Source organism: Vreelandella nanhaiensis (genome assembly GCF_003990185.1).
GTDB lineage: Bacteria > Pseudomonadota > Gammaproteobacteria > Pseudomonadales > Halomonadaceae > Vreelandella > Vreelandella nanhaiensis.
The window spans coordinates 1-22,996 of sequence record NZ_RZHF01000027.1 but is presented as its reverse complement, the minus strand read 5'-3'; the positions used below and the strand labels follow the sequence as shown (position 1 = coordinate 22,996).

27 protein-coding genes and 1 pseudogene are annotated in these 22,996 nt (G+C 53.0%); 10 read left to right on the top strand and 18 right to left on the bottom strand.

Annotation, left to right across the window (positions count from 1 at the left end):
- Nucleotides 1–111 precede the first annotated feature (111 nt).
- Nucleotides 112–381, top strand: a pseudogene (locus tag ELY38_RS19595) (L-histidine N(alpha)-methyltransferase).
- A 464-nt stretch (nt 382–845) separates the two neighbouring features.
- Here the strand turns inward: ELY38_RS19595 and ELY38_RS16835 are convergent.
- The 7 genes from ELY38_RS16835 to ELY38_RS16805 form a co-directional block, all read right to left on the bottom strand.
- Complete coding sequence (locus ELY38_RS16835; RefSeq protein WP_113271212.1) at nt 846–1,322, bottom strand: c-type cytochrome; 477 nt, start codon at nt 1,320–1,322, stop codon at nt 846–848.
- Nucleotides 1,315–2,181, bottom strand: coding sequence for a WD40/YVTN/BNR-like repeat-containing protein (locus ELY38_RS16830; protein WP_113271213.1), 867 nt, complete (start codon nt 2,179–2,181; stop codon nt 1,315–1,317). The genes ELY38_RS16835 and ELY38_RS16830 overlap by 8 nt, the downstream gene beginning before the upstream one ends.
- Before the next feature lie 23 nt (nt 2,182–2,204).
- Complete coding sequence (locus ELY38_RS16825) at nt 2,205–2,948, bottom strand: cytochrome c biogenesis CcdA family protein (protein WP_113271214.1); 744 nt, start codon at nt 2,946–2,948, stop codon at nt 2,205–2,207.
- 16 nt (nt 2,949–2,964) lie between these two features.
- Nucleotides 2,965–3,348, bottom strand: a complete 384-nt coding sequence (locus ELY38_RS16820; protein ID WP_101146723.1) for a hypothetical protein — start codon at nt 3,346–3,348, stop codon at nt 2,965–2,967.
- Between the two features lie 12 nt (nt 3,349–3,360).
- Nucleotides 3,361–3,909: a TlpA family protein disulfide reductase gene (locus ELY38_RS16815; protein ID WP_101146722.1), complete on the bottom strand. Its 549-nt coding sequence runs from the start codon at nt 3,907–3,909 to the stop codon at nt 3,361–3,363.
- Between the two features lie 14 nt (nt 3,910–3,923).
- A complete protein-coding gene (locus ELY38_RS16810; RefSeq protein WP_113271215.1) occupies nt 3,924–4,364 on the bottom strand; it encodes a DUF411 domain-containing protein in 441 nt (146 codons plus the stop codon).
- 100 nt (nt 4,365–4,464) lie between these two features.
- Complete coding sequence (locus tag ELY38_RS16805) at nt 4,465–4,701, bottom strand: hypothetical protein (protein ID WP_035562998.1); 237 nt, start codon at nt 4,699–4,701, stop codon at nt 4,465–4,467.
- Between the two features lie 246 nt (nt 4,702–4,947).
- On the opposite strand from ELY38_RS16805, the gene ELY38_RS16800 reads away from it, so the two are divergent.
- Nucleotides 4,948–5,373, top strand: a complete 426-nt coding sequence (locus ELY38_RS16800; RefSeq protein ID WP_035563000.1) for a MerR family transcriptional regulator — start codon at nt 4,948–4,950, stop codon at nt 5,371–5,373.
- Here the strand turns inward: ELY38_RS16800 and ELY38_RS16795 are convergent.
- From ELY38_RS16795 to ELY38_RS16755, 10 genes are all read right to left on the bottom strand, one after another.
- Nucleotides 5,370–6,104: a sulfite exporter TauE/SafE family protein gene (locus ELY38_RS16795; protein ID WP_113271216.1), complete on the bottom strand. Its 735-nt coding sequence runs from the start codon at nt 6,102–6,104 to the stop codon at nt 5,370–5,372. The genes ELY38_RS16800 and ELY38_RS16795 overlap by 4 nt on opposite strands.
- Nucleotides 6,105–6,647 (bottom strand): protein-disulfide reductase DsbD domain-containing protein, encoded by a 543-nt coding sequence (locus tag ELY38_RS16790; RefSeq protein ID WP_022522186.1) that lies wholly within the window; start codon nt 6,645–6,647, stop codon nt 6,105–6,107.
- Nucleotides 6,644–7,456: a prolipoprotein diacylglyceryl transferase gene (gene lgt / locus ELY38_RS16785; RefSeq protein WP_022522187.1), complete on the bottom strand. Its 813-nt coding sequence runs from the start codon at nt 7,454–7,456 to the stop codon at nt 6,644–6,646. Before lgt ends, ELY38_RS16790 begins: the two co-directional genes overlap by 4 nt.
- A gap of 68 nt (nt 7,457–7,524) precedes the next feature.
- Nucleotides 7,525–8,052 (bottom strand): DsbE family thiol:disulfide interchange protein, encoded by a 528-nt coding sequence (locus tag ELY38_RS16780; RefSeq protein ID WP_053856991.1) that lies wholly within the window; start codon nt 8,050–8,052, stop codon nt 7,525–7,527.
- Between the two features lie 90 nt (nt 8,053–8,142).
- Nucleotides 8,143–8,820, bottom strand: coding sequence for a TVP38/TMEM64 family protein (locus ELY38_RS16775; protein ID WP_113271217.1), 678 nt, complete (start codon nt 8,818–8,820; stop codon nt 8,143–8,145).
- 61 nt (nt 8,821–8,881) lie between these two features.
- Entirely contained in the window at nt 8,882–9,712 is an 831-nt protein-coding gene (gene dsbG, locus ELY38_RS16770; RefSeq protein WP_022522190.1) for a thiol:disulfide interchange protein DsbG, read from the bottom strand.
- Between the two features lie 65 nt (nt 9,713–9,777).
- Nucleotides 9,778–9,903, bottom strand: a complete 126-nt coding sequence (locus ELY38_RS19555; protein WP_258955997.1) for a hypothetical protein — start codon at nt 9,901–9,903, stop codon at nt 9,778–9,780.
- Between the two features lie 33 nt (nt 9,904–9,936).
- Nucleotides 9,937–12,411 (bottom strand): heavy metal translocating P-type ATPase, encoded by a 2,475-nt coding sequence (locus tag ELY38_RS16765; protein ID WP_113271218.1) that lies wholly within the window; start codon nt 12,409–12,411, stop codon nt 9,937–9,939.
- 81 nt (nt 12,412–12,492) lie between these two features.
- The gene (locus ELY38_RS16760; protein ID WP_113271219.1) at nt 12,493–12,900 is read right to left on the bottom strand and encodes a heavy metal-responsive transcriptional regulator; all 408 of its coding nucleotides are present in this window, start codon (nt 12,898–12,900) and stop codon (nt 12,493–12,495) included.
- A gap of 71 nt (nt 12,901–12,971) precedes the next feature.
- On the bottom strand, nt 12,972–13,607 hold the full coding sequence (locus tag ELY38_RS16755; protein WP_008958491.1) for a peroxiredoxin: 636 nt from the start codon (nt 13,605–13,607) through the stop codon (nt 12,972–12,974).
- A 247-nt stretch (nt 13,608–13,854) separates the two neighbouring features.
- Between ELY38_RS16755 and ELY38_RS16750 the strand changes: the two genes are divergently transcribed.
- From ELY38_RS16750 to ELY38_RS16720, 7 genes are all read left to right on the top strand, one after another.
- Nucleotides 13,855–14,577 (top strand): cytochrome c biogenesis CcdA family protein, encoded by a 723-nt coding sequence (locus tag ELY38_RS16750; protein WP_035563023.1) that lies wholly within the window; start codon nt 13,855–13,857, stop codon nt 14,575–14,577.
- A gap of 263 nt (nt 14,578–14,840) precedes the next feature.
- Nucleotides 14,841–15,224 carry a hypothetical protein gene (locus ELY38_RS16745; RefSeq protein ID WP_127063334.1) on the top strand — a complete coding sequence of 128 codons (384 nt, stop codon included), beginning with the start codon at nt 14,841–14,843 and terminating at the stop codon, nt 15,222–15,224.
- A 99-nt stretch (nt 15,225–15,323) separates the two neighbouring features.
- Nucleotides 15,324–16,577 (top strand): TolC family protein, encoded by a 1,254-nt coding sequence (locus tag ELY38_RS16740; protein ID WP_035564332.1) that lies wholly within the window; start codon nt 15,324–15,326, stop codon nt 16,575–16,577.
- Nucleotides 16,574–18,031: an efflux RND transporter periplasmic adaptor subunit gene (locus ELY38_RS16735; RefSeq protein WP_035564331.1), complete on the top strand. Its 1,458-nt coding sequence runs from the start codon at nt 16,574–16,576 to the stop codon at nt 18,029–18,031. Before ELY38_RS16740 ends, ELY38_RS16735 begins: the two co-directional genes overlap by 4 nt.
- On the top strand, nt 18,028–21,183 hold the full coding sequence (locus tag ELY38_RS16730; RefSeq protein WP_035564330.1) for an efflux RND transporter permease subunit: 3,156 nt from the start codon (nt 18,028–18,030) through the stop codon (nt 21,181–21,183). The genes ELY38_RS16735 and ELY38_RS16730 overlap by 4 nt, the downstream gene beginning before the upstream one ends.
- Nucleotides 21,180–21,536 carry a copper-binding protein gene (locus ELY38_RS16725; RefSeq protein ID WP_035564328.1) on the top strand — a complete coding sequence of 119 codons (357 nt, stop codon included), beginning with the start codon at nt 21,180–21,182 and terminating at the stop codon, nt 21,534–21,536. The genes ELY38_RS16730 and ELY38_RS16725 overlap by 4 nt, the downstream gene beginning before the upstream one ends.
- Nucleotides 21,537–21,847: 311 nt before the next feature.
- A complete protein-coding gene (locus tag ELY38_RS16720; RefSeq protein ID WP_127063333.1) occupies nt 21,848–22,117 on the top strand; it encodes a hypothetical protein in 270 nt (89 codons plus the stop codon).
- A gap of 7 nt (nt 22,118–22,124) precedes the next feature.
- Here the strand turns inward: ELY38_RS16720 and ELY38_RS16715 are convergent, their stop codons facing one another.
- Complete coding sequence (locus tag ELY38_RS16715; RefSeq protein ID WP_127063332.1) at nt 22,125–22,382, bottom strand: hypothetical protein; 258 nt, start codon at nt 22,380–22,382, stop codon at nt 22,125–22,127.
- Between the two features lie 195 nt (nt 22,383–22,577).
- On the opposite strand from ELY38_RS16715, the gene ELY38_RS16710 reads away from it, so the two are divergent.
- The coding region (locus ELY38_RS16710; protein ID WP_185858991.1) for a helix-turn-helix domain-containing protein at nt 22,578–22,996 on the top strand (419 nt) is incomplete at its 3' end.

Sequence of the window (22,996 nt, the reverse complement as noted above, 5' to 3'; positions counted from 1 at the left end):
ATGATTTTTTCTGCCAATACAGTGCAGCCTGGGCAGTAGTACTAGAATAGACATGAAACAGCAGGGGTGTGCCCGTTCCCTCAAAAACGGTTGTGCATGTGAACTGCTAAAATAGATCCCGCGAATTTTTCCCACCAGGCGTTCTTCAACGAAGAGTATTCCCGTATCGAGATGCATCTGGTCAGTCAGTAGTCTCAAGTCGCCACTATTGAAGGGGAGCGCTTCAGTTTTCTGGAAGGGGAGACGGTTCACACTGAAAACTCGTATAAATACACGGTCGAGGGGTTTCAGGCGTTGGCTGGTCGTGCGGGATTTGAGGCGCTCTCGTCCTGGACCGATGCGAATAGCTTGTTTAGCGTCCACTACCTGACGCGTGCCTAGGGGACACTGATAGCGCGGCTACTACAACTCCGCATCAAGCGCTGATAGGGAAGTCCGAGGACAGGCCAATCCGCTAGCACACATAAGGGGTCACGCCAGCTCGCGGAGTCACTGGTAGAAACGCGGCGCGCTGAGCCACAAGCGGCCACTAACGAAGAGACACCTACGGCGACGTCGGTGGCAACTCCACCAGCTACGAAAAGGGGTGCGGCGTTCCCGAAAATGAGAGGGAGCTGGAAGCCGCCTTTACGGGCAACCATGGCTGGTTCTTCCGCAACCGAAATGACCAGGAGGTGACTGTTACACTGCGTATCGATGGCAATTACGGCGAGCTTAAATGTATGATGTAAGCTGCTAGAAAAGCAACGCCCCACCGTAAAAAATGCATGACAGGGGCTTTGGTTAGCTGGCGTGACAAAGGATGAATTGTAAATATGAAGAGAACAACAGCCTCATATGTGCCATTATTCGGGCGTTGCTACAGATGACTCAGGGAATGGAGCTTGCTCGCTTTCGTCTGCTTGGTGACGCCTTTGCTCTTGTGTCCATAAGGTCTTGAGATAATTCACCACATCGCGTATCTCGCTGGGAGCCAAAACTTCCTGGTACGCTGGCATCGTTAGTCTATCGGTTTTATTCCAGGGGTCGCGCCAACCTTCGGCTACGATTCGATAAAGCATCGCATTCGAGTGTTTCCAAGTATGTCCCTCTGGCCCATGTGGTGGGGCGGGTAATTCTCCCCGGGAATTTTGCTGCTGCCAATTGGGCATGCCTTCGCCTTGTGTACCGTGGCAACTGGCACAGTATTGTCGGTAAACTTTTTTTCCGTCATCCAACTGAGGCGTATCGTTTGAAGAAGGGCGGCCCTCAGCCATAGCGTGCCCCACACCAACAACACTTAACGTCAGCCATGAGGCAATGAAAAACCAGCGCTTACGCATCGGGATAAGTCCATGATTGGCCTTCGTCTTCACTGTGTAGAAGCTTCCCTTTCTGGTTTAAACCATAGAGCGTGCCTTTGGGGGAGAGGGTAAGCGCAACGAGTACTGTGCCGTCACCAGCTACTGGTTGCCACTCTTGTCCACCCGTTTCGCTACGCCATAGGCCCTGCTGAGTAGCCACATAGACTCGCTTTGGGTTGTCAAGGCTATATGCCACATCATAGACGCTGCCAGCATCAAGTTCTCCGGTCGGTCTCCAGCCGCAAAAGCAGTCCATCGATAGACGCACCGCATCGTCAGATACCGCGTAAAGCCAGCCGGTCTGCATGCTGCCTTCCATGTCCGAGTGAACGAGTCGGTTAACCTTTTGTGAAGGGCCGCTGTCCATTTTCTTCCAGGTGTTGCCAGCATCCTCGCTTTGGTAGATGCCGTTTTCGGCAATCACCGCATAAAGTGTTTCGTCCTGGCGGCGATGCACGGTTAGCGCAGTCACCTCCCGGCTAGGTAGGTTAGCGCTGAGCTCTTGCCAGGTTTCTCCATTGTCGGTGCTACGCTGCACCCCAATTGAGGTGCCTGCAATATAGAGCGTTTGCGAGTCAGTATAGGGAACCGATACCGCTAGCAACTGGCCTTCAGTCACGTCTTCGGGCAAGGGAATCGCATTCCAAGCCATGCCTTCGTCGGTACGCTGAAATAGCTGGTTGGCCTCAATCTTAAACAGGCGTTTGCCTGTTACGTCATAATGCAATGAAAGCAACCCTTCTTCGGTTGCCAAGGCCGTACTGGTGCTGCCAAGGCTGACTGCGACCAAACCTGCCAGCAAGAAGACACGTAAAAAACGACTCTTGATGTTGTACATTTCAATATTTCCTTAAATAACCATTAACCGATAACACCGAGGGCAGGGAAAGTGCGCAATAACCAATATGACAGCTCGGATAGTTTGCCAGTGATCATTAAGCTACCCATCAGAATCATGATCAATCCAGCCGCGATATGTATAAAGCGCCCCCAGCGGCGCAAGAACTGCTGGTGCTTTATGAAGCGATCAAGTGAAAGGGCACTTAGCATGAAGGGCACGCCCAGACCCAAAGAATAAACGCCGAGCAACGCCATCCCGCTCCAGGCGTTGGCCGTGGAGGCGCTGACGGTAAGAATGGCACCCAGAATTGGGCCAATGCAGGGGGTCCAGCCAAATGCAAACGCTAAACCAAGTAAGTAAGCTGCACTGCGGGTTCCACCGACGTCCTTCAGTCGACCCATAAACCGCCATTCTTGATGAAACCAGCGCCATGGCATGAGCCCGGTCATGAAGGCGCCAAACAGGACGACGATAAGGCCACCGACTAGGTTTGCTTCTTGGCGATACACCAGCAGCAGACGACCAATGGCAGTGGAGCTGGCTCCCAGCAACAAAAAAACGGTTGAAAAACCGAGCACGAACCATATCGACTGGGTTAACACCCGCAGACGTTCTCGTCTATCCGCTTCCTGTAATTGTCCGAGCGAGCGGCCGGTCATGAAAGAAAGATAGCCAGGCACAAGTGGCAAAACACAGGGCGAAATGAACGAGATCAGGCCTGCCAGAAAGGCAGTGACCAGTCCTATATTGGCTACTTCAAGCATTACCCTTTACCCATGGCTAGGCTTGGAATTTAGATGAGGACTGCTTGATTGACTCGCTTTGATCGACTAGTTGGCGAGTGGTAGGCGCTGTTCCGGCATTCACTTCTGAAGCGTCTTCTACCCGAGCCTGAACATTGGTAGCGTCGCTTTGCTCGGTCGCTTCACCTTTTTTGTCTTTGCACTTCATCATGCATAGGCCTAATCCGCACATAATGAGACATGGCAATAGGCTCAATAGAATAGGCGCAATGCCTAGCAAAACCAGATTATCCCAGCCAAAAGCAAGGCCGCCAGCCACTGCCACGCTACCCAGCAACATCAGGCCGCGTGACCCTGTCAAAAAGCCATTTAGCCCCGATTTTTGTTTGCCCTGTTGGGTTTTGTCGTCACAACAACTCATGGTGCTACCTCATTATCTGGTTGCAATCATTTCGGCAAGAAAGTCGATCATGTCTTGAGTATTCCACTCGGCTTCCCCCACGAGGCGCCCAATTTCTTTGCCTTGGCGGTCAAGTAGAAGCGTCGTGGGAATACCTACGGCCCCAAGATCTGCGCTAGCCATTCCGGTTTTATCTATATAGGGAGCCAGATGTTCAATGCCTATCTCTTGATAGAATTCATTAACAATCTCGACCCCCTTACGGTCGATCGATAAGGCGACCACCTCAAAATCATCGCTGCCAAGCTCATCTTGTAGGGCATCTAAAGTGGGCATTTCCTCTCGGCAAGGCCCGCACCATGTTGCCCAGATGTTGAGTAGAATCAGCTTTCCTTCAAAGTCAGCCAACGTGAAAGGGGTACCGTCGCTATCCTCGAAGCTGATTTGTGCCACATCGTTGGGGGTAGCCCAGAGAAGAAACCCCTGTGGCCCTGAACTTTCTGACGGGGCGGCCATGGCAAGGGATGTGGCAGTCATCAGAAATACAGCTACGAAATGTCCTGTCAGGATGGGGTGTTTCATCGCCGCACTATCCTTTAGTGAGTCGCGTAAATGTCGGGGGTCTCAGTCGATTGCGAGGCGATGGCATAGACTTCCAACGGGCCACGCTTTTCTCCCGACATGCCCGGTGAGCCAAGCGGCATTCCCGGCACACTCAGCCCTATGATAGAGGGCTTTTCATCAAGCACTTGGGTCACGCTCTCAACAGGCACATGCCCTTCGAAGAGATAGTCCCCTACGACCGTGGTATGGCAGCCATGCAGTTCTTCAGGGACGTTATACTCGGCTTTCATTTTAACAAGATCATGGGTGTCGATCGTCTCCACGTCGAAGCCGTTTTGTTCCAAATACTTGGCATATTCGGCACAACACCCGCAATTGGGATTTTTGTAGAGAGTCGCTGATATATCAGCCGCCAATCCCGATACGGGAAAAGCCAGCAAAGACGTAACGGCAAGCGCTTTCCAATGTTTCATATGTTGTGTGTCCGGTTAGATATCAGAGAGGAAGGTCCAAGCGACGCTATCCGCATGATGAAAAGGTTGCTTGCGTACAAGCAACCCTATCCGAGCCGCTTTAAGCGTCGTCGTTCTCATGCTGCATGTTTTCCATCATGGCGTTACATTTTTCCATCATGGACTTCATATCGCCCATCATGTCGTGCATACCCCCTGCTTGCATCATATTGCTATGCATGGCGTTGCCCTCCATCGGCTTCTGTTGATTCTCTTCTTGGGCAAGAAGCGAGCTAGCTCCGAAGCTGCTGGCAGCAACAATGGCAGTAAACAGGATCGCAGTATTACGTTTACGCATGACACTCTCCTCTGTGTGTGAGTCACTCTGCCAAACGCGCTGGTGGTAGGACTTGATTACGGTTTTTTATCCTGTGGCAGAAGTGCTTTTTTAAGATATCCTTAAAGCAGACTTTAAGGTCAAGGCCTCATTTTAAATTTCGTTATACAACCTAAATGTTTGTCATGAGCGCTCAGCTGAAGACTTGACCTTTGGGCAGCCTAACGGTTGTAAGCTGGCTACGAATAAACGAATGAGGATAAGCCAATGCGAGTCTCAGAGCTGGCTCAGACGGGAGGAGTAACGGCAGAAACGGTACGCCACTATACAAGGGAAGGGTTATTGCAACCGCACCGCGACCCGCGCAACGGTTATCAACTCTACGATGCAGAGTCCTTGGGGCGCCTACGTTTTATCGATTGCCTGCGTTCGCTGGGTGTTAGTCTTCCAGAGATCAAGCAAATATTATCTTGGGCGGATCAAGGCACTGCAGAGTTTATTGAACCAGTACCACTCGCCACTCAAAGGGGACGTCTTTACTTGCGGGCTCAAGAGTTCCAGGTGATAGCGCGCTGGATAGATAATATGAATCAAGACAAGATGACTGAAAGTTTCAGCCTGAAGGAGCTCATCGAATCGCTTGGATCTAGAAAATCAGACGTCGAGATTAATGATAAGCGAGGTCATCATTAATGTTGCGATGGGGTCATGGCACCGTGCGTATCCACCATCCCTATCATGGATTCCAAATACCAGAGTTGCCAGACGGCAAACGCAATAATTAGCAGCGCTGCTAGCGTACGAGTCGCAGGACTACGTATCCATATTGAGACGCGGCGCGCTGCCACACCGGTCGCTAGGACGGCAGGCAGGGTGCCGAGCCCGAAGGCCCCCATCATCGCGGCGGCACGCAATGGCTCGGCTACGGCCAGACTCCAGGCCAGCATCGAATAGATTAGCCCACAAGGCATCCAGCCCCATAGCGAGCCAAGTGCGAACGCTTGGGGCACTTTTACAACAGGCATCAAGCGACGTCCTATTGGTTCGATGCGGCGCCACAGAACGCGCCCTAGTGCCTCGATACGTAGCAAGCCCTTCCACCAGTTGGCGATATAAAGCGCCATCAGTATCAACATGACCGCCGCCAGGATACGCAATACCAGGGCGAAGCTGTCCAATGCATGGTTGAGCACGGAACCGAGCAGGGCCACCAAGGCACCCGCGATCATGTAGCTGCTGATACGGCCTAAATTATAGCCGAGCAACAGAGCTGCTAAACGGCTAGGTTGTCGCATGCTGGGGGGCACAGCAAAGGTCAGGGCACTCATGATGCCGCCACACATGCCGATACAGTGCGCGCCTCCCAGCAAGCCGAAGACGAAGGCCGCCGCCAGCGGCGGCAGGCTCAGGTCGGCGGGATTCATTTAAGGAGCGCCTTTGGTGCTATCCGCCGTACCAAGGGAGGGGCTGGTGGCGAAGGTCGCCGGAGGGGAGCCGTACGGTGAGATAAGTTCGACCTGTTCGGGTGGATAGCAAAGTCCTTGATCGGAACAGCCCTGAAAGGTCACCACGACGGCCAACGGTCCGATCACGGTCTCGCTCGCCTCGATGGGCGCACTCACCAACACCTGATTGTAGAAAACATTAATGTCCCCCAAAGATGCGTGCGACATTGGCTCACCAGGTGGCAAAGCCAGCTCTCCGAAATTGATACTTCGAGAGAGACTCTCAATCGCAAACTGATGCCGATGAAGGTAATAGTCTTCGGCGACGGTGAAACCGACATAAACCCGATCATCGTCTCGCCAAGCGGTGGTTCGGAAGGCTTCTGTAGCCGGTAGAAAGTCACGTTGCGTCGAACGGTTAAAAGGGGAGCTTTTGTCACCAACCCCAAATATCTCTTCACGTGCCGCTACCGGTGTGACTATAAAGAGTGCCACCATTAGAAAAGCGAAGACTTGTTTCATGAGTTTAACGCCGCCTTTGGCTTATCCACTGGCTGACGTCTGGACCAAGCGACCAGAGCAAAACCCGCTATGAGCATCGGTAGTGTCAACAGCTGCCCCATGGTCAACCAGCCAAAAGCGATGAATCCCAACTGAGGGTCTGGGAGGCGCACGAACTCCACGATGAAGCGAAAGGCTCCGTACAGAAGCAGGAACAACCCAGAGATGAGGCCTCGCTGACGCGGTCGGCGCGATAGCCACCACAGCACGGCAAACAACACGACACCTTCAAGGGCAAACTCGTAGAGAGCCGAAGGATGGCGTGGCTCTGGGCCCAGCTCCATCATGGATGGAAACACCATTGCCCAAGGTACATCACTAACTCTTCCCGGTAACTCGTGATTGATGAAGTTACCGAGGCGACCCGCTCCCAGGCCGATCGGGACTAACGGAGCAATGAAGTCAGTCAGTTGAATAAAAGCCAGTTGATGTTTGCGAGCAAACAGCCAGGCAGCCACTAATACACCGGCAAGGCCGCCATGAAAGCTCATGCCTCCTTCCCAGATTTTTAATAACCAAAGGGGGTTTGCTTGCAGTTGTTCGAGCCCGTAAAACAGCGCATAGCCAAGACGGCCGCCAACGATGATGCCGATGGCGCCGTAGAAGATCAGGTCGCCCATATCATCGTGGCTTAGGCCGAGTCGGTGGGCTCGATGCCGACCCAACCACCAAGCAGCGACTAGCCCGATGACATACATTAAGCCATACCAGTGGATCTGAAGAGGGCCTATGGCGATGGCGATCGGATCAATTTGAGGGTATTGCAACATATACCTTCCTTAACTTAGCGTTACAGATGGAGTCATTAATAAAAAAATAATGCGTTTTCATAACCGTTTTATCGTTTCCACTTCTCGACTTCTTGGATGACTCGCTCAACATCTTCAGACGTTATGTAACCTGTATGTTTGTAACGAATAGTGCCTTCGGTATCGACCAGATAGCTTTCTGGGGCGCCATACACACCTAGCTCAAAACCTAGGTTACCCTCTGGATCAAAGATGTTGACTTCAAAAGGGTTCCCGAACTCGTCAAGAAACTCGAGCCCCTTTGCCTGGGTATCCTTGTAGTTGATCCCAACCAAGCGGACGCCTCGCGCGGCTAAATCCAATAACTGCGGCATTTCATGTTTGCAAGTCGGACACCACTCTCCCCACACATTGACTAATGTCACCTTTCCTTTAAAAAGAGATTCATCAACGAGCCTTGAGGGGTCTTCCAGCGTTGTCAGGCTGAATGGCGGAAACGGCTGAGCTAACAAGGGTGAATCTCTGGCGCTAGGATCCATTGATAAGCCCTGATAAAAGAAAAAGCTCAAACCAAAAAAGCCCAATAGGGGTAAAAATAGCAATGTCCGAAATTTCACGTGTACGTCTCACAGGTAGTAGCGGGTAAGTGCCTGCTGAGCATTGTTAATGCTTACGAAAGTTGATTTAGAGCACTCGGTTGCTATCGGTCATGGCTGTCGAGCCCATAAGCGTTTCGCCAGCAGAGGCAGCAATGTAATGCCACTGATGAGAATCAGCGCGATTGTGAGGCCACGGGAGTCGGCCGTAATCAGCACTTCGCCGAACATGACGATTAGATACGCCGTGGGGATCACGCCGGCCAGTGTGGCGATCAAAAAGCGCCAGAAAGACAGGGGGGTGATACCTGCCGCATAGCTGACGGCATCAAACGAAAGGAAGGGCACCAATCGGGATGCAAAAACGATGAGCATCAAGCCTGTCTGAGAGCGCTCCTTTCCCAGCCAGTTGAGGATGGGCCGCGTACGCGGCCAGCGTTGCATCACTTCATAGCCGAGCAAACGAGCAATGCAGAAAGCGAGCAGAGCACCGGCTTCGGCACCGATAACGACATAGATCGTCCCCCAAACTGGGCCGTAAAGCGCACCAGCCACCATCGCAATTGGGCCACTGGGAATCGGGCTCATGACAATGGCCGCCATCATCATAAAGATGATGGCCAACGGCCCCCAGAAGCCCAGCCTATCAAGCCACTCACGCAAGGCCTGCTTGTCGGTCAAGACCGACAAGGCGCCGGTCTCCATCAGAATCCAATAAAGGGCCGCCAAGCCCATCAATAGAGTGAGCCCCAAAAAGAGCGTTTGCTTTACGCTAAGCTTGGTTGCCATGTGCATCTCAGTGGTCGTGATTGGGGAGACTCGCATCTCAGCCCTGTACCGTTATGGTGTATCATTCAACGCCCAATATTTCGCGAAACTGGTCGGTCGACACTGCGCCATTGATACGCTGAACTTTCCCGGCTTCATCACGGTAGTAGCTGGTCGGCGTTCCCGTAGCACCGGCCTCACGCATGATCTGGGCGTGATTTCTAAGAAGCGCTTGACTCTCCTCCGACGGCTCCACCGGCCTTATGCCGCCATTGCGAAATTCCAGTTCATGAGTTTCGAGAGCACTGGCCGGATTGTCGGATTCAAGGATTGCAGCAGCTTTGCGAAGACTGTCCTCTGATAGCACGCCGACCAGCACGTGACGAAGCTGTAACACGCCTTGCTCAATGAGCGGGCGCGAATTTTTCCAGAGTGCATTGCAGTAGGGGCAGTTGGGGTCTGTTAGTGTGTACACAATATGCGAAGCATCATCATTCCCCTCCGAGATAAAACGAGTGTTTTCAAACGCACTCCAGGTAGCTTCCAGCATGGGGTCCAGCACCAGAGCCTGAAGCTGGCTTTCCATAACGGCATTGCCCTGCGGGTCGATTAACGTACCAATGACGGCGTAGTCGGAAGAGGAGGAGATATAAGCTGCCATAGGCTCATTATCATAAGACAAGGCATAGCCTTGGAGACCGTCAGGCGCTTCGAAGCTGCCATGGAAGGTGAACCCTTGATCCACCAATGCGGTAATCGATTTGGGCAAGGGAGACTCAGTATTCGTGGCACTGCTGGCCTGACGACTCTCAGTGGCATCAGTACTTGCTTCCTGCGCCAACGCAGGCAACGTTATAAGACCTAACAGACCTGCAGCAGCTAGGCAATAAGTGATAGGTAGGATATATCTCATGGATGCTCTCTTTATTAGTTTCTGATCTACCCAAGGGGGACGATTGTATTCGGTTGCCAGCTTCATCACTTCTTATTAAAAAACAGGTATTTGATGAGCGCAGCAACACCAAGCCCCAGCGCAATAATCAACAAGATCGCTATTAGGCCCATCCCTGCCATACCCCACATGCAGCTTTCACTTCCCATCATTTTGAATTCCTCGTTAACACGACATTGTTTGGTTTAGGCGCGATGAACAGCATCGTTTGGACGTGGTGTGGCATTGCCGGTATCCGATGTGAAACGGCGTAGCCGCAACGAGTTAGTCAGCACAAAAACACTGGAAATGCTCATGGCCGCCGCCGCCAGCATGGGGCTGAGCAATACGCCGATGAACGGATAGAGCACGCCCGCCGCTACGGGGATTAGTGCTACGTTGTAGCCATAGGCCCAAACGAAATTGCCGATAATGGTCCGGTGGGTACGCTTGGAGAGCGCTGTGGCATTGACGATGCCTCGCAAATCGCCACTCATCAGCACCACATCGCCAGACTCGATGGCGATATCGGTACCAGTGCCGATCGCAATGCCCACGTCGGCCTGCGCTAACGCGGGAGCATCATTGATTCCATCTCCCACAAAAGCGACACGCTTGCCCTCCGCTTGGAGACGCCGGATCTCTGCCGCTTTCTGGTCGGGCAGCACCTCGGCGAGAACCTGCTGGATGCCAACCTGCCGTGCGATAGCATCGGCAGTAGCACGGTTATCGCCGGTGAGCATGGCCACGTCCAGCCCTTGCGCTTTGAGTGCTGCGATAGCCTCGGCAGAGCCTTCTTTAAGGGGATCCGCCACCGCGATGACTGCAGCAAGCTGACCGTCTACCGCGGCATAGAGTGGGCTCTTGGCGTTCTCGGCCAACACCTTGGCGCGTGTTTCTGCCTGGCCGAGGTTGATTTCCAGCCGACGCATGTAACGATCAGCTCCTACTTGCACCAAGTGGCCGTCGACCTCGGCTTCAATGCCGTAGCCAGGCTCGGCACTAAAGCGACTGACCGGGGGTAATTCCAGCCCACGGGCCTTGGCGCCCTGTACAATAGCCTCGGCGATGGGGTGCTCGCTTTGAGCTTCCACCGCCGCGACCAGTCGCAGCACTTCGTTTTCATGGCCGTTGATCGCTTCGAAGTCGGTCAGTTCGGGGCGCCCTTGGGTCAAAGTGCCGGTCTTGTCCAGTACCACCGTATTCATCTTGGCCAGCGTCTCAAGCGCCGCCCCTTTACGAAATAGCACTCCCATCTCGGCCCCTTTCCCGGTACTGACCATGATGGCCGTTGGGGTGGCCAGACCCATCGCACAGGGGCAGGCAATTAGCAGCACGCTAACGGTAGTGACGAAGGCAAAGGACAAAGACGGCGCCGGTCCGAAAGCGAACCAGAGTGCAAAGGTAATCGCGGCAATAACGATGACCACAGGAACAAACACACCAGCAACCTTGTCGGCTAATTGCTGAATGGGGGGCTTCTCCGCTTGGGCCGTTTCCACCATCTTGACGATCTGCGACAAGACGGTGTCGGCACCGACTCGCGTGGCCCGAAAGGTAAGTGCACCGTTCTTGTTGATAGTGCCACCGACGACTTCGGAACCCTTCTGTTTGACGACCGGCACTGGCTCACCGCTGATCATCGACTCATCAATGTAGGAGTGACCCTCCTCAACGATGCCATCGACTGGAACACGCTCCCCTGGGCGAACCAAAATACGATCGCCCGTGACGACGGCGTCGATAGGCAGCTCGACGGTTTCATCCTCGCGGATGACACGGGCAGTTTTCGCCTGTAATTGCAGAAGCTTCTTGATCGCCTCGGAAGTGCGACCTTTGGCAATGTGTTCAAAATAGCGACCGAGCAGAATTAGCGTCACAATGACCGCTGCCGCTTCGAAATAGCTCACGGCTGTTCCGACGGGGAAGAGCGCGGGCGCCAGCAAGGCGGCGACTGAATAGAAGTAGGCAGCGCTCGAGCCGATCATGACGAGGCTGTTCATGCCCGGATTAAAATGCCGGAGTTCGGCGAAGCCGGCACGATAGAAGCGTGCACCTGCATAAAACTGCACCGGTGTCGCCAATAACCACTCGACGCCCATCCAGGCGCGATGCGGCATTAGACTTGTTAACAGCGTGTCAAAAGCGGGAATCATTTTCCCCATGGCGATAATGACCACCGGAATCGTGAATATTGCCGCGAGCACGACTCGGCGGCGAAGCTCAGCTCTCTCCCGGTCCTCGCTGTCCGTCGGTGGCGGCGTATCGGTATCCTGTGGTTCATAGCCTGCCTCGCGGATGGCATGCTGAATACGCGTTAACGAAACGGCTCCCGGCAGGAAGCGAACGAAGGCCTTCTGGGTAGCAAGGTTAACACTCACTTCCACCATGCCGGGCAGCTTCGTTAGCGTTCGCTCTATCCGAGAGACACACGATCCACAACTCATGCCGGTGATGGGAATGTCGAGACTTTCCACCACAGGTTGATAGCCCGCTGTTTCAATGGCGTTGAGTAGGCTAGTGGTCGTGGTACCTGCTTCGACCTGGATAGCCGCCTTCTGGGTGGCGAGGTTCACTTGAGCGTTGATCACGCCTGGCTGCTGGCTGAGTGCACGTTCCACACGTCCAACACAGGAAGCACAGGACATACCACGAATCTCGATATCGACGTTTTGCGCCATAATGACGATCTCCCTGTTAATTTATCGACGACCTGATATGCGAGCTTGATTCCCCATGTTCGCTATCGAGAAAATGCCCGATCATTCAGTCTGCTCAGCGATAGCTTCAACAATCGGGCAGCCTTCCTGCATAGGCCCTGCGCCTGCACATTCGTCCAGTGTTTTCGATAATACGGCTTCAATCCGCGTGAGATGTTTGATCTGCTCTCGCACCTTGTGCAGCTTCTCGCTGGCGATGCGTTTAGCTTGCGCCCGGTCGCCATTAGCATCCTGAAGCATTAACAGCTCCCGAATCTCTTGCAGCGTGAAGCCCCACTGCTTGGCATGGACGATAAACTGCAACCGATCCACAGCTTCCAGTGGGTAACGCCGATAGTTGGCATCGGTCCTCCTCGGAGGAGGCATAAGTCTCTCTTTTTCGTAGAATCGAATCGCCTGGCTAGCGACCCCGCTTCGTTCGGCAAGCTCGCCGATACTTAGTGTTTGCATAGCGTTACCTCACGACATTATTAATCCAAGCTTCTGGCAGCCTGACTCAACGAATCTACCGGTCGGGGCTCCTATTGCTCCGGTTGGCGCACGACCCTAAGGTAGGGCGTCTTGGTGTTCCAGCCTTCGGGAAAGTGTTGCCTAGCGTCATCATTCGATAGCGATGGCGAGATGATGACATCGTCACCATTTTGCCAGTCAACGGGGGTGGCCACTTTGTGCTTGTCAGTTAGCTGAAGCGAATCGAGAACCCGCAGTATCTCGTCGACATTACGTCCTGTGCTGGGTGGATACGTCAAAGTGAGACGAATTTTCTTGTCAGAATCGATGATGAAGACCGTACGCACCGTCAGTTTGGGGTCGGCTTTGGGATGGATCATTCCATAAAGCTTCGCTACCACCTGATCTTCGTCAGCCAGCAAGGGGTAGTTCAGGGCCGTGCCCTGAGTCTGTTCAATATCCCCCGCCCAGTCGTGGTGAGAGCTGAGGGGATCCACCGAAACCCCAACCAGTTTGGCACCCCGCTGGGTGAATTCGTTCTTTCGCTTGGCAAACGCGCCCAGTTCTGTGGTGCATACTGGCGTAAAATCAGCGGGGTGCGAGAACAGCACCGCCCAGCTGTCGTCAAGCCATTGGTGAAAGTTGACCGTGCCTTGCGTGGATTCGATCGTGAAGTTTGGTGCTGTCTCGCCCAGTTGTAGCGCCATGGAAATGTCCTCATGTCATTCATTGAGTAGCCACCATAACTTTGAAGTCAACTTTAAGGTCAAGCCTGATGTGTAATATTTGCAGTTCGGTAGGAGACAAATAATTTGCCAATAAAGGTTGACCTTAAAGTAGCTGTAAGCCTTAAAATTCTTATGGCGCTAAAATGGACATGATAGGAGGTAGCACCATGGGATTGGTATCAATACCCTTGTTGGCTGTCTCCATAACTTAAGTTGCGATAACACATTGGAATCTCTCTCTTCCATCGGCTTGGTCGGCGCCTTTATCGGCGGATTGGTCTCCTTCTTCTCGCCCTGCACGCTGCCCCTGTTACCGGCCTACCTGTCGGTGGTCACAGGCGGTAGTGCCGGTAAAGCCGACAGGCGGTTAGAGGCATTGACCCTCAGTGCCTTCTTCGTCTTCGGCTTCAGCATCGTGTTCATCCTACTCGGGCTCGGCGCCAGTAGTATCGGGCAACTGATGCGAGGGTATCGTCAAGAATTCAACTGGGTTGCCGGCTCGGCGGTGATCGTGCTGGGCCTCTTCATGACCGGCGTGTTCCGGTTGCCGCTTTTCCAGCGTACCTTTCAGTTCACCCCCAATGTCCAGGGTGGCTCCCCGCTGTCGGCGACTGTGTTCGGGATCTCTTTTGCCATCGGTTGGACGCCTTGTATCGGCCCCATCCTGGGCGCCATCCTGATGGCCACGTCCAACGCTGCTAGTGCTCAGGCTGGAATGATATATCTCAGTGCCTACTCGGCTGGCCTAGCGCTACCTTTTCTTGCCAGCACTTTACTGATTAACCGATTCGCTCTGCATCGGCAAAGCCTAGGAAGGTGGAGCGCCTATGCTCGCCCCGTGGCGGGCACGATTGTGATCCTGATGGGCATCGCCATCGTTACGGGGTATATGACACGGCTTTCCAGTATCATGGTCGACCTTTTCCCCTCCCTGGCAACCTTGGGGTAGGCTAATTGTAAGTTGTTTAGTTTCTCCAAAATGAGGCTCTTAGCGAGGTGCTTATAACATTTACATTACCATTAATGACTATTTAATAGCTCTTTTTTCTGCATTACCTTTAACTTTTTTTACCAAAGTTTTGTATCTTTTTTGTTTTTTATTTTATAGATTTAATTTTCCTGAAAGCCTTTGTGAAAATGCCCTAAATGCACTGCAAAATACTGAAATAAAGCGTGATTATTGCTGCGCGATCATTTAGGAAGTCTTGTTATATGAGTCTTTTTTCAATAGAATGCCCGACTATGAAATTATATACCCGGTTTTTTATTGTATTTATTTTGAGTTTTGCACTTCCCGTAACGGGAACGGCGCAAACCCTTATGATGACCGGTTCTTTCTCCATGGATCATTCGAATGTTTACGTTACCCCGGAGTCTAGTTTCTCGGGGGACACCGAGCATGAATGCTGTTCGCAGCACGAACGAGATGACTTTGCCGACTGCAAGAGCGGCAAGGAATGTAAAACCAGCAGCCTGCTCCAGGTAGCTGTTATCAAAAGCCTGCCGTTTTCGCCCAGCCAGCTCCCTCTTGTGTTGGCAATAAATTTTGTGCGGTCCCTCGCACCAGATGCCGTTTGGCATCCTCCCCGCAGCTGATTCCTATTATGTAATGAATATCATCCGGCGCCCCTGAAGCTTTCGGATGGTCATCGCGTGCCTTTGGTTCGCGCTGGAACATAAACGGAATCAATCACCATGAAATACCGAATCAATTGGCTTCGTGCGTGCACGGCCGCCCTATTCGTCAGCTCGCTTGGCTTTCCTGGGTTGTCAGTCGCACTTACTTTGGAGCAAGCCTTGAATTTGGCTGAGCGTGAAGCTCCTTCGTTGGCTGCTCAAGCGGCCAATCAGCAGGCGACACGCAGTGCGGCCATCCCCGCCGGAGAACTGCCGGATCCCAAGTTGAGATTAGGACTGCAAAACACTCCCATTGAAGGCGAATCACGCTGGGAGCTTGGCAATGAGCCGATGACCATGCAGATGGTCGGTGTAATGCAGGAAGTCCCTAACCGTGATAAGCGCCGGGCACGAATTGATGCAGCGGATGCTGCTGCGACGGTCGCTGATGCGGAGCAGGCCATTGAGCTTCTTCAGGTACGCCAGGAAACAGCAGACGCCTGGATCACTACCTTAGCGATCGAGCGCAAGCTGGCCCTGTTCAAACAGCTTTATGCTGAAAACGAACTGTTTTCCCGAGCAGTAACAGCGCGGCTTGCCGGAGGACGTGGTCAGCTAGCTGACAGCATACTGCCGAAACAGGAAGCTGTATTGCTAGCGGATCAGGAGGACTTGTTACGGCGCAACGAAACAGCAGCCCGGGCCGCACTAAGCCGCTGGATTGGCCCGGCCGCCAGCCAGCCACTGACCGGTGGCTGGCCACAATGGCAGGACGATTTAGCTCATTACCAGTACAACCTGGAACGGCATCCGCAGTTGCTGGCATTCAATCCGATGACGCGTCAGGCACAGGCTGAAATTGCTGAAGCCGTCGCTGAGAAAACTCCTGATTGGGGCTGGGGCGTGGATTACCAGCGGCGCGGTCGTGATTTCGGCGATATGGTTAGCCTCAGCGTCAATTTTGATCTACCCGTATTTTCCGGTTCACGTCAAGATCCCATTATTGATTCTGAACGCTCTCGTCTGGCCCAGCTTGAAGCAGAACGAGAGGCAGTGTTGCGTAGGTACAACCAATCATTGGCAACTGATCTGGCTGAATACCAGCGGCTTGTTCAAAGCTTGGCTCGGCTTGAGCAGGCTTTGCTGCCGCTGGCTGAAGAGAAGGTGCGACTAGCTATGGCGGATTATCGTGCCGGTAGCGGTGAACTCATGGCCGTCATCAGTGCTCGGCAAGAGCTGGTTGAAACCCGCTTGCGCCGCGTTGATTTGGCTCGGGATCGCTCGTTAACCAATGCTCGCCTACATTTCGCTTTCGGAGATAACCAGCCATGATATTCAAAATCAAGCGACGAGCGTTGCTGATCGGCTGGCCCAGGGTTCTTGGATTTACAGGCCTTGTCGGACTTTCGTTGGCGACGTTGCCCGCTCACGCTCAGGCAGACGAACAGCAAGATAAAGAAGTGCTGTACTGGTACGACCCCATGTATCCCCAGCAGCGCTTCGACGAGCCTGGTCCATCGCCCTTCATGGATATGGATTTGGTGCCTCGTTATGCCGATGAAGGTGGCGATGGCGCCTCCATGTCAATCGACCCTGGCATTATGCAGAACCTGGGGATGCGTGTAGCTACCGTAACGCGTGAGTCTGTCAGTGAGATTGTTACCGCGGCTGGAATCCTGACATTTGATGAGCGTGATGTTGCCATAGTTCAGGCGCGTAGCGGCGGTTTCGTCGAGCGGGTTTATGGCCTAGCGCCGGAAGACGTAGTGGAAAAAGGGGCACCGTTGGCCGATTTTCTGGTGCCTGCGTGGGTCGCTGCACAGGAGGAGTATCTCGCCCTGCGCAGTTTGGACGAGCCACAACTTTTAGAGGCAGCTCACCAACGAATGCGCCTGGCAGGTATGCCGGCTGAGTACATTACGCAACTGGAACGTGGTGCAAAAGCGATATCAGTATGGACCGTCAGTAGCCCCATCAGCGGCGTGCTGCGAACGCTTGAGGTGCGCGAAGGTATGACGTTGCCTGCTGGCGCGCCGCTGGCGCGCATCAACGGCTTGGAAACCGTCTGGCTTGAAGTAGCGGTGCCCGAGTCTCAGATGAGCGTATTGGCAATGGGTCAACCTGTCGAAGCTAGGCTTCCAGCGTTTCCAGGTGAAGCGTTGCAAGGAACGATTGAGACTATCTTATCAGAAGCCAACCTGGACAGCCGAACAGTACGAGTCCGAATTGAGCTGCCTAATCCTGAGCAACGTCTGCGCCCTGGCATGACCGCTGAAGTAACGTTGACCCGCAGCGATGAGATGGCACTGGTCTTGCCCACCGAGGCTGTGATCCGCACCGGTCGGCGTACTCTTGTCATGGTGACTGAAGGAGAAGGTAAATATCGCCCGATAGAAGTACGAACTGGCCGTGAAGCTGGTGGTAAAACAGAAGTGCTTGAAGGGCTGGAGGAAAATCAGCAGGTAGTCGCTTCTGGTCAGTTCCTGCTTGACTCAGAAGCCAGTCTGCGCGGGTTAACTACCCAAATGAATCAGCCAGTATCGGCTCCTGAGCCTGCATTGCACGAGGCTGAAGGTACCATCATTACTTTGGAAGAGGGTGCGATTGTGCTATCTCACGGCCCCTTCAAAACACTTAATATGCCAGGTATGACAATGTCTTTTCCAATCGCAGAGGAGTCTTTGCTGCAAGACCTGGCTCAGGACGACAGGGTGCGTGTAGGCGTTAGCGAAAGTGATGAAGGGCTGGTGATTAAGCGAATCGAAAAACTGGGAGGCCAGTTATGATCGCAGCAATCATCCGTTGGTCGGTCGTCAACCGTTTTCTGGTGCTACTTGCCACGCTTTTTTCTGTGGCATGGGGCATTTGGTCAGTACAGAACACGGCGGTTGATGCACTACCGGATCTCTCTGATGTGCAGGTCATTATCCGTACGCCCTATGCTGGGCAGGCGCCACAGATCGTTGAGAATCAGGTTACTTACCCGTTGACAACCACCATGCTATCGGTGCCTGGGGCCAAAACGGTGCGGGGCTACTCATTCTTCGGTGATAGCTACGTCTATGTATTGTTTGACGACGATACCGATCTGTACTGGGCTCGCTCCCGAGTGCTTGAATATTTAAGTCAGGTACAAAGCCGGCTGCCGGCTGGTGTTGCCCCAACGCTAGGGCCTGATGCGACGGGGGTAGGCTGGATTTTCCAGTACGCACTGGTCGATCGCACCGGCGCCCATGACCTTTCGCAATTGCGCTCATTACAGGATTGGTTTCTGCGCTATGAGCTGAAGACACTGCCGAATGTTGCCGAGGTGGCACCAATCGGCGGAATGGTCAAACAGTACCAAGTGGTGCTTGATCCGGTGCGTATGGCTAATCGCAAAGTGACGCAGCAACAGGTTACCCAGGCAATTGACGCGGCCAATCGCGAAACGGGCGGTAGTGTGCTGGAGATGGGTGAGAGCGAGTTCATGGTGCGCGCCTCAGGCTATTTGGAGTCTCTTAATGATTTTCGCGACATCCCATTACGCCTGGAGAGTAGCGGTGTGCCGGTTACGTTGGGCGATGTAGCGCATGTCCAGTTAGGCCCGGAGATGCGCCGCGGCATTGCCGAACTCAACGGCGAAGGTGAAGTAGTTGGCGGCGTGGTAATTCTGCGCAGCGGCAAGAACGCCCGCGAAACCATCACGGCGGTGAAGGACAAATTGCAGGAGCTGAAGAAGAGCCTGCCTGACGGGGTGGAGATCGTCACCACCTACGACCGCAGCACCCTGATAGACAGCGCAGTGAAGAATCTTAGTTACAAGCTGCTTGAAGAGTTCATCATAGTTGCACTGGTTTGCCTGATTTTTCTTTGGCATTTTCGTTCTTCGCTGGTAGCGATTGTTTCGCTACCGGTGGGCATCCTTATCGCCTTTATCATTATGCAGCGCCAAGGGGTCAACGCCAATATTATGTCGTTGGGCGGGATCGCCATCGCCATCGGCGCGATGGTCGATGCGGCTATCGTGATGATTGAGAATGCACACAAGCACATCGAAGCCTGGCACAAGAAGCACCCAGACAAGGTGCTTAAGGGTGAAGCGCACTGGAAAGTCATTACTGATGCGTCGATTGAAGTGGGGCCGGCACTGTTTTTCAGCCTGTTGATCATCACCCTCTCGTTCATTCCGGTCTTTACGCTGGAAGCCCAGGAGGGGCGGTTGTTCGGCCCATTAGCTTTCACCAAAACCTATGCCATGGCAGCAGCAGCGGGCCTTTCGATTACATTGGTCCCGGTTCTGATGGGCTACTGGATTCGCGGCAAAATTCCGGATGAGCATCGCAACCCGATCAACCGTGGACTGATCTGGATCTACCAGCCGGCCCTTGAAGCGGTATTGCGATGGCCGAAGTCCACATTGCTGGTAGCATTGCTAGTGTTTCTGACTGTTCTTTGGCCGGCCTCGCGACTCGGCGGAGAGTTCTTACCGCCGCTTGACGAGGGAGACTTGCTCTATATGCCAACAGCGTTACCGAGCCTTTCGGTTCAGAAGGCCTCGGAGCTGTTGCAACAGACTGATCGGATGATCAAGTCGGTGCCGGAAGTTGAGCGGGTATTCGGCAAGGCCGGCCGCGCTGATACCGCGACCGACCCAGCGCCGTTAACTATGTTCGAGACCACTATCCAGTTCAAACCGAAAGACCAGTGGCGACCGGGCATGACACCGGAAAAACTGATGATTGAGCTGGACCAGGCGGTGCAGGTTCCGGGTCTGGCTAACTTGTGGATTCCACCAATCCGTAACCGCATTGATATGCTTGCCACCGGTATAAAAAGCCCCATAGGTGTCAAAGTATACGGCTCGGATCTGGTGCAAATCGATAAAATCACCCAGTCAGTGGAACGGATCGCCCAGACTATCCCAGGGGTAAGTTCCGCAGTCGCTGAACGCCTCACGGGCGGGCGTTACATTGATGTCGACATTGAACGCAGCTCAGCAGCACGTTACGGGCTGAACATCTCCGACGTTCAATCCATCGTTGCTGGTGCGGTTGGTGGCGCGAATATTGGTGAAACCGTAGAAGGACTGGCGCGCTATCCGATCAGCCTGCGCTATCCGCGCGAATGGCGTGACTCACTGGACGACCTGCGCAATTTGCCTATCTATACTCCTCAAGGCAGCCAGATCACATTAGGCACCGTGGCGCAAATCAAGGTCACCGACGGCCCGCCCATGTTGAAGAGCGAAAACGCCCGCCTGACAGGCTGGGTCTATGTCGACGTTCGCGACCGAGACATGGCCACGGTAGTGAAAGATATTCGTGCCAAGATCAATGATGAAATAGAGCTCGAGTCCGGCATGAGTATTCGTTATTCAGGCCAATTTGAATTCATGGAACGAGCCAACGCGAAACTCAAACTGGTGGTGCCAGCAACGATAGTCATCATCTTCGTGTTGCTTTATTTGATATTTAAACGCTTTAGCGAAGCGCTATTGATTCTGGCTACCCTTCCGTTCGCCCTTACAGGCGGGGTCTGGATACTGTATTTGCTCGATTACAATTTATCGGTCGCCACGGGTATCGGCTTCATTGCTCTGGCTGGAGTCTCTGCTGAGTTTGGTGTGATTATGTTGTTGTATCTGACCAACGCCTGGGTCGAGCGCAATAAAGCCGGTCATTTTGACGAACCAGCACTTTTTGGGGCGATCCGTGAGGGAGCCGTGCAGCGCGTTCGGCCTAAGGTGATGACCGTGGCAGTTATTATCGCCGGTTTGCTACCGATACTGCTAGGGAGTGGAACCGGAAGCGAGATTATGAGCCGCATCGCTGCGCCTATGGTCGGAGGGATGATCACTGCCCCACTACTGTCTTTGTTTGTCCTCCCAGCGGCTTATCTATTGATGAGACGCCGATCTATTCACCTAACCCATCCAACCTCTGGAGAAACACGATGAGAACCAAACTCGCATTAATGATAACCCTCGCGATAGCTCCTGCCGCTTTTGCTGGCGACATGAACGCGATGGAGCACGATCAGGATACTGCGATGGATAACATGCAGATGGATCAGAACGACGCTGCAGCTGAGATAGCCAAGGCTGCCGGCACCATACGTAAGATAAATATGGAGAAAGGAACCGTTACCATTGCTCATGGTCCGGTGCCAGAGCTCGAATGGCCGGCCATGACAATGGGGTTCAAGGCTACGCCTGAGCAGCTTATGAATCTCAAGGAAGGCGATGAGGTCGAGTTTGAATTCACGTCCAAGGGCATGGATTCGGTGATTACCTCAATTAACAGCGATTAGAACAATGCCGAATGACCACCGCTAAGGGGTGGCCACTCAGCAGCTTTTAGAAAGATGCAATTTGGTTAGACAAAAAACTACACCGCCATTGCTTGTTAATGTATTTAACCTGCCATTGATATCAATGGTAATTAATTTTTTTATAAAAAATTTAATGATTTTGAATTTCAGAGCACAGAGTGGTGTGAGAAAAACGGCGCTTAAAATTAACGTTACTGTAACGTTTAAATATAAGGCGGCTATAGGTAAAATAAGGAGATAGTTATGTTATTTAATAATCTAGCGAAAAAATGTGCTTAGTAGGTCTTTGCATGGGTATCACTGCAAGCCCGCTGGTGTTCGCCAATAACTCAATAGAGCTAAACAAAGATTGCTCTGCAGGGCATGCGGTAATTGTTAAGCCACAATCTCAGACTTCGTTGAGAACTGATGCGTTTACTAAAAATGATCTTTTATACGATAAAGGAAATCGTCAGTCGGATCAGAGGTTTATGGAAAAAATTACTGGAAGCTCATCAAATGTAGTCAGCTATAAACCGGAAGATTTGTTCCATGATGTGGGGGACGGCATTCGCTGGTAGTTAATAATTAGTAGGTAACATGCAGTTCATAGCTGTTATTATCATTTTTCTTAGCACCTCCCCTTGAGCTACCTGTCACATCAATCTGGTATTTCCCCGGTTGTAGCTGACTAACAAGTTCGAAGTGCCCCCGTGTGCTAGAAGCTTCTGCTTCTTGCTGTCCTACCTCGTTGAGTAGAACAGCTGAAATACGGTTGCCAGTACTGGTAAAGCCTGGAAAGTGATCACTATCCACTTTCAGCGTAGTCGCTTGTTCAATGTTCATATTGAAACGCTTGGGTTGCCCCTGGGCAAGCAGCTGTGTAGAAGACACTCCTCTTTCTAGTAAGGGCAGATCCTGGGTTGTATTCCCGAAGTTAGCCCATACAGATGTTGAAAAAATGGCTCTTCGACGCTGAGTGTGGAATTCATGCCCTGAGCTAGGCCAGAATATAGTCTCCACAACGACAGTAGGTATGACATGGACGGCACCCAAATTCTGACTCTCGGCCTGGGCTTGGAAGCGCCCTGGATCCTCAAGAACCAGTACCTGGATACCGCCGTGTCGCCCCACCGCCTGGACCTCTATGTCGAGGCAGAGCGAGGCAGTCTCTATCCCTGCCCAGAATGTGGTAAGGCCTGCCAAGCTCATGACTTTGCCGACAAAACCTGGCGGCATCTGAACTTCTTTCAGCATCACTGTTACCTGCATGCTCGCGTGCCGCGCACGAAGTGTCCTGACCATGGCGTCAAGCGCATAGAGGTGCCCTGGGCCCGGCCGGGCAGCGACTTTACCCTGCTGTTCGAGCAAGCGGCCATGTCACTGGTCAAGGAGCTGCCGGTACTGGCCGTCTCCCGCCAGTTGGAGATTTCCGACAAACGACTATGGCGCATCGTGCA

What these genes read in the sequence shown, in the direction of transcription:
- ELY38_RS16835 (WP_113271212.1), bottom strand. Translation starts at nt 1,322, where the DNA reads ATGCGTAAGCGCTGGTTTTTCATTGCCTCATGGCTGACGTTAAGTGTT.
- ELY38_RS16830 (WP_113271213.1), bottom strand. Translation starts at nt 2,181, where the DNA reads ATGTACAACATCAAGAGTCGTTTTTTACGTGTCTTCTTGCTGGCAGGT.
- ELY38_RS16825 (WP_113271214.1), bottom strand. Translation starts at nt 2,948, where the DNA reads ATGCTTGAAGTAGCCAATATAGGACTGGTCACTGCCTTTCTGGCAGGC.
- ELY38_RS16820 (WP_101146723.1), bottom strand. Translation starts at nt 3,348, where the DNA reads ATGAGTTGTTGTGACGACAAAACCCAACAGGGCAAACAAAAATCGGGG.
- ELY38_RS16815 (WP_101146722.1), bottom strand. Translation starts at nt 3,909, where the DNA reads ATGAAACACCCCATCCTGACAGGACATTTCGTAGCTGTATTTCTGATG.
- ELY38_RS16810 (WP_113271215.1), bottom strand. Translation starts at nt 4,364, where the DNA reads ATGAAACATTGGAAAGCGCTTGCCGTTACGTCTTTGCTGGCTTTTCCC.
- ELY38_RS16805 (WP_035562998.1), bottom strand. Translation starts at nt 4,701, where the DNA reads ATGCGTAAACGTAATACTGCGATCCTGTTTACTGCCATTGTTGCTGCC.
- ELY38_RS16800 (WP_035563000.1), top strand. Translation starts at nt 4,948, where the DNA reads ATGCGAGTCTCAGAGCTGGCTCAGACGGGAGGAGTAACGGCAGAAACG.
- ELY38_RS16795 (WP_113271216.1), bottom strand. Translation starts at nt 6,104, where the DNA reads ATGAATCCCGCCGACCTGAGCCTGCCGCCGCTGGCGGCGGCCTTCGTC.
- ELY38_RS16790 (WP_022522186.1), bottom strand. Translation starts at nt 6,647, where the DNA reads ATGAAACAAGTCTTCGCTTTTCTAATGGTGGCACTCTTTATAGTCACA.
- lgt (WP_022522187.1), bottom strand. Translation starts at nt 7,456, where the DNA reads ATGTTGCAATACCCTCAAATTGATCCGATCGCCATCGCCATAGGCCCT.
- ELY38_RS16775 (WP_113271217.1), bottom strand. Translation starts at nt 8,820, where the DNA reads ATGGCAACCAAGCTTAGCGTAAAGCAAACGCTCTTTTTGGGGCTCACT.
- dsbG (WP_022522190.1), bottom strand. Translation starts at nt 9,712, where the DNA reads ATGAGATATATCCTACCTATCACTTATTGCCTAGCTGCTGCAGGTCTG.
- ELY38_RS19555 (WP_258955997.1), bottom strand. Translation starts at nt 9,903, where the DNA reads ATGATGGGAAGTGAAAGCTGCATGTGGGGTATGGCAGGGATGGGCCTA.
- ELY38_RS16765 (WP_113271218.1), bottom strand. Translation starts at nt 12,411, where the DNA reads ATGGCGCAAAACGTCGATATCGAGATTCGTGGTATGTCCTGTGCTTCC.
- ELY38_RS16760 (WP_113271219.1), bottom strand. Translation starts at nt 12,900, where the DNA reads ATGCAAACACTAAGTATCGGCGAGCTTGCCGAACGAAGCGGGGTCGCT.
- ELY38_RS16755 (WP_008958491.1), bottom strand. Translation starts at nt 13,607, where the DNA reads ATGGCGCTACAACTGGGCGAGACAGCACCAAACTTCACGATCGAATCC.
- ELY38_RS16745 (WP_127063334.1), top strand. Translation starts at nt 14,841, where the DNA reads ATGAGTCTTTTTTCAATAGAATGCCCGACTATGAAATTATATACCCGG.
- ELY38_RS16740 (WP_035564332.1), top strand. Translation starts at nt 15,324, where the DNA reads ATGAAATACCGAATCAATTGGCTTCGTGCGTGCACGGCCGCCCTATTC.
- ELY38_RS16735 (WP_035564331.1), top strand. Translation starts at nt 16,574, where the DNA reads ATGATATTCAAAATCAAGCGACGAGCGTTGCTGATCGGCTGGCCCAGG.
- ELY38_RS16730 (WP_035564330.1), top strand. Translation starts at nt 18,028, where the DNA reads ATGATCGCAGCAATCATCCGTTGGTCGGTCGTCAACCGTTTTCTGGTG.
- ELY38_RS16725 (WP_035564328.1), top strand. Translation starts at nt 21,180, where the DNA reads ATGAGAACCAAACTCGCATTAATGATAACCCTCGCGATAGCTCCTGCC.
- ELY38_RS16720 (WP_127063333.1), top strand. Translation starts at nt 21,848, where the DNA reads ATGGGTATCACTGCAAGCCCGCTGGTGTTCGCCAATAACTCAATAGAG.
- ELY38_RS16715 (WP_127063332.1), bottom strand. Translation starts at nt 22,382, where the DNA reads ATGAACATTGAACAAGCGACTACGCTGAAAGTGGATAGTGATCACTTT.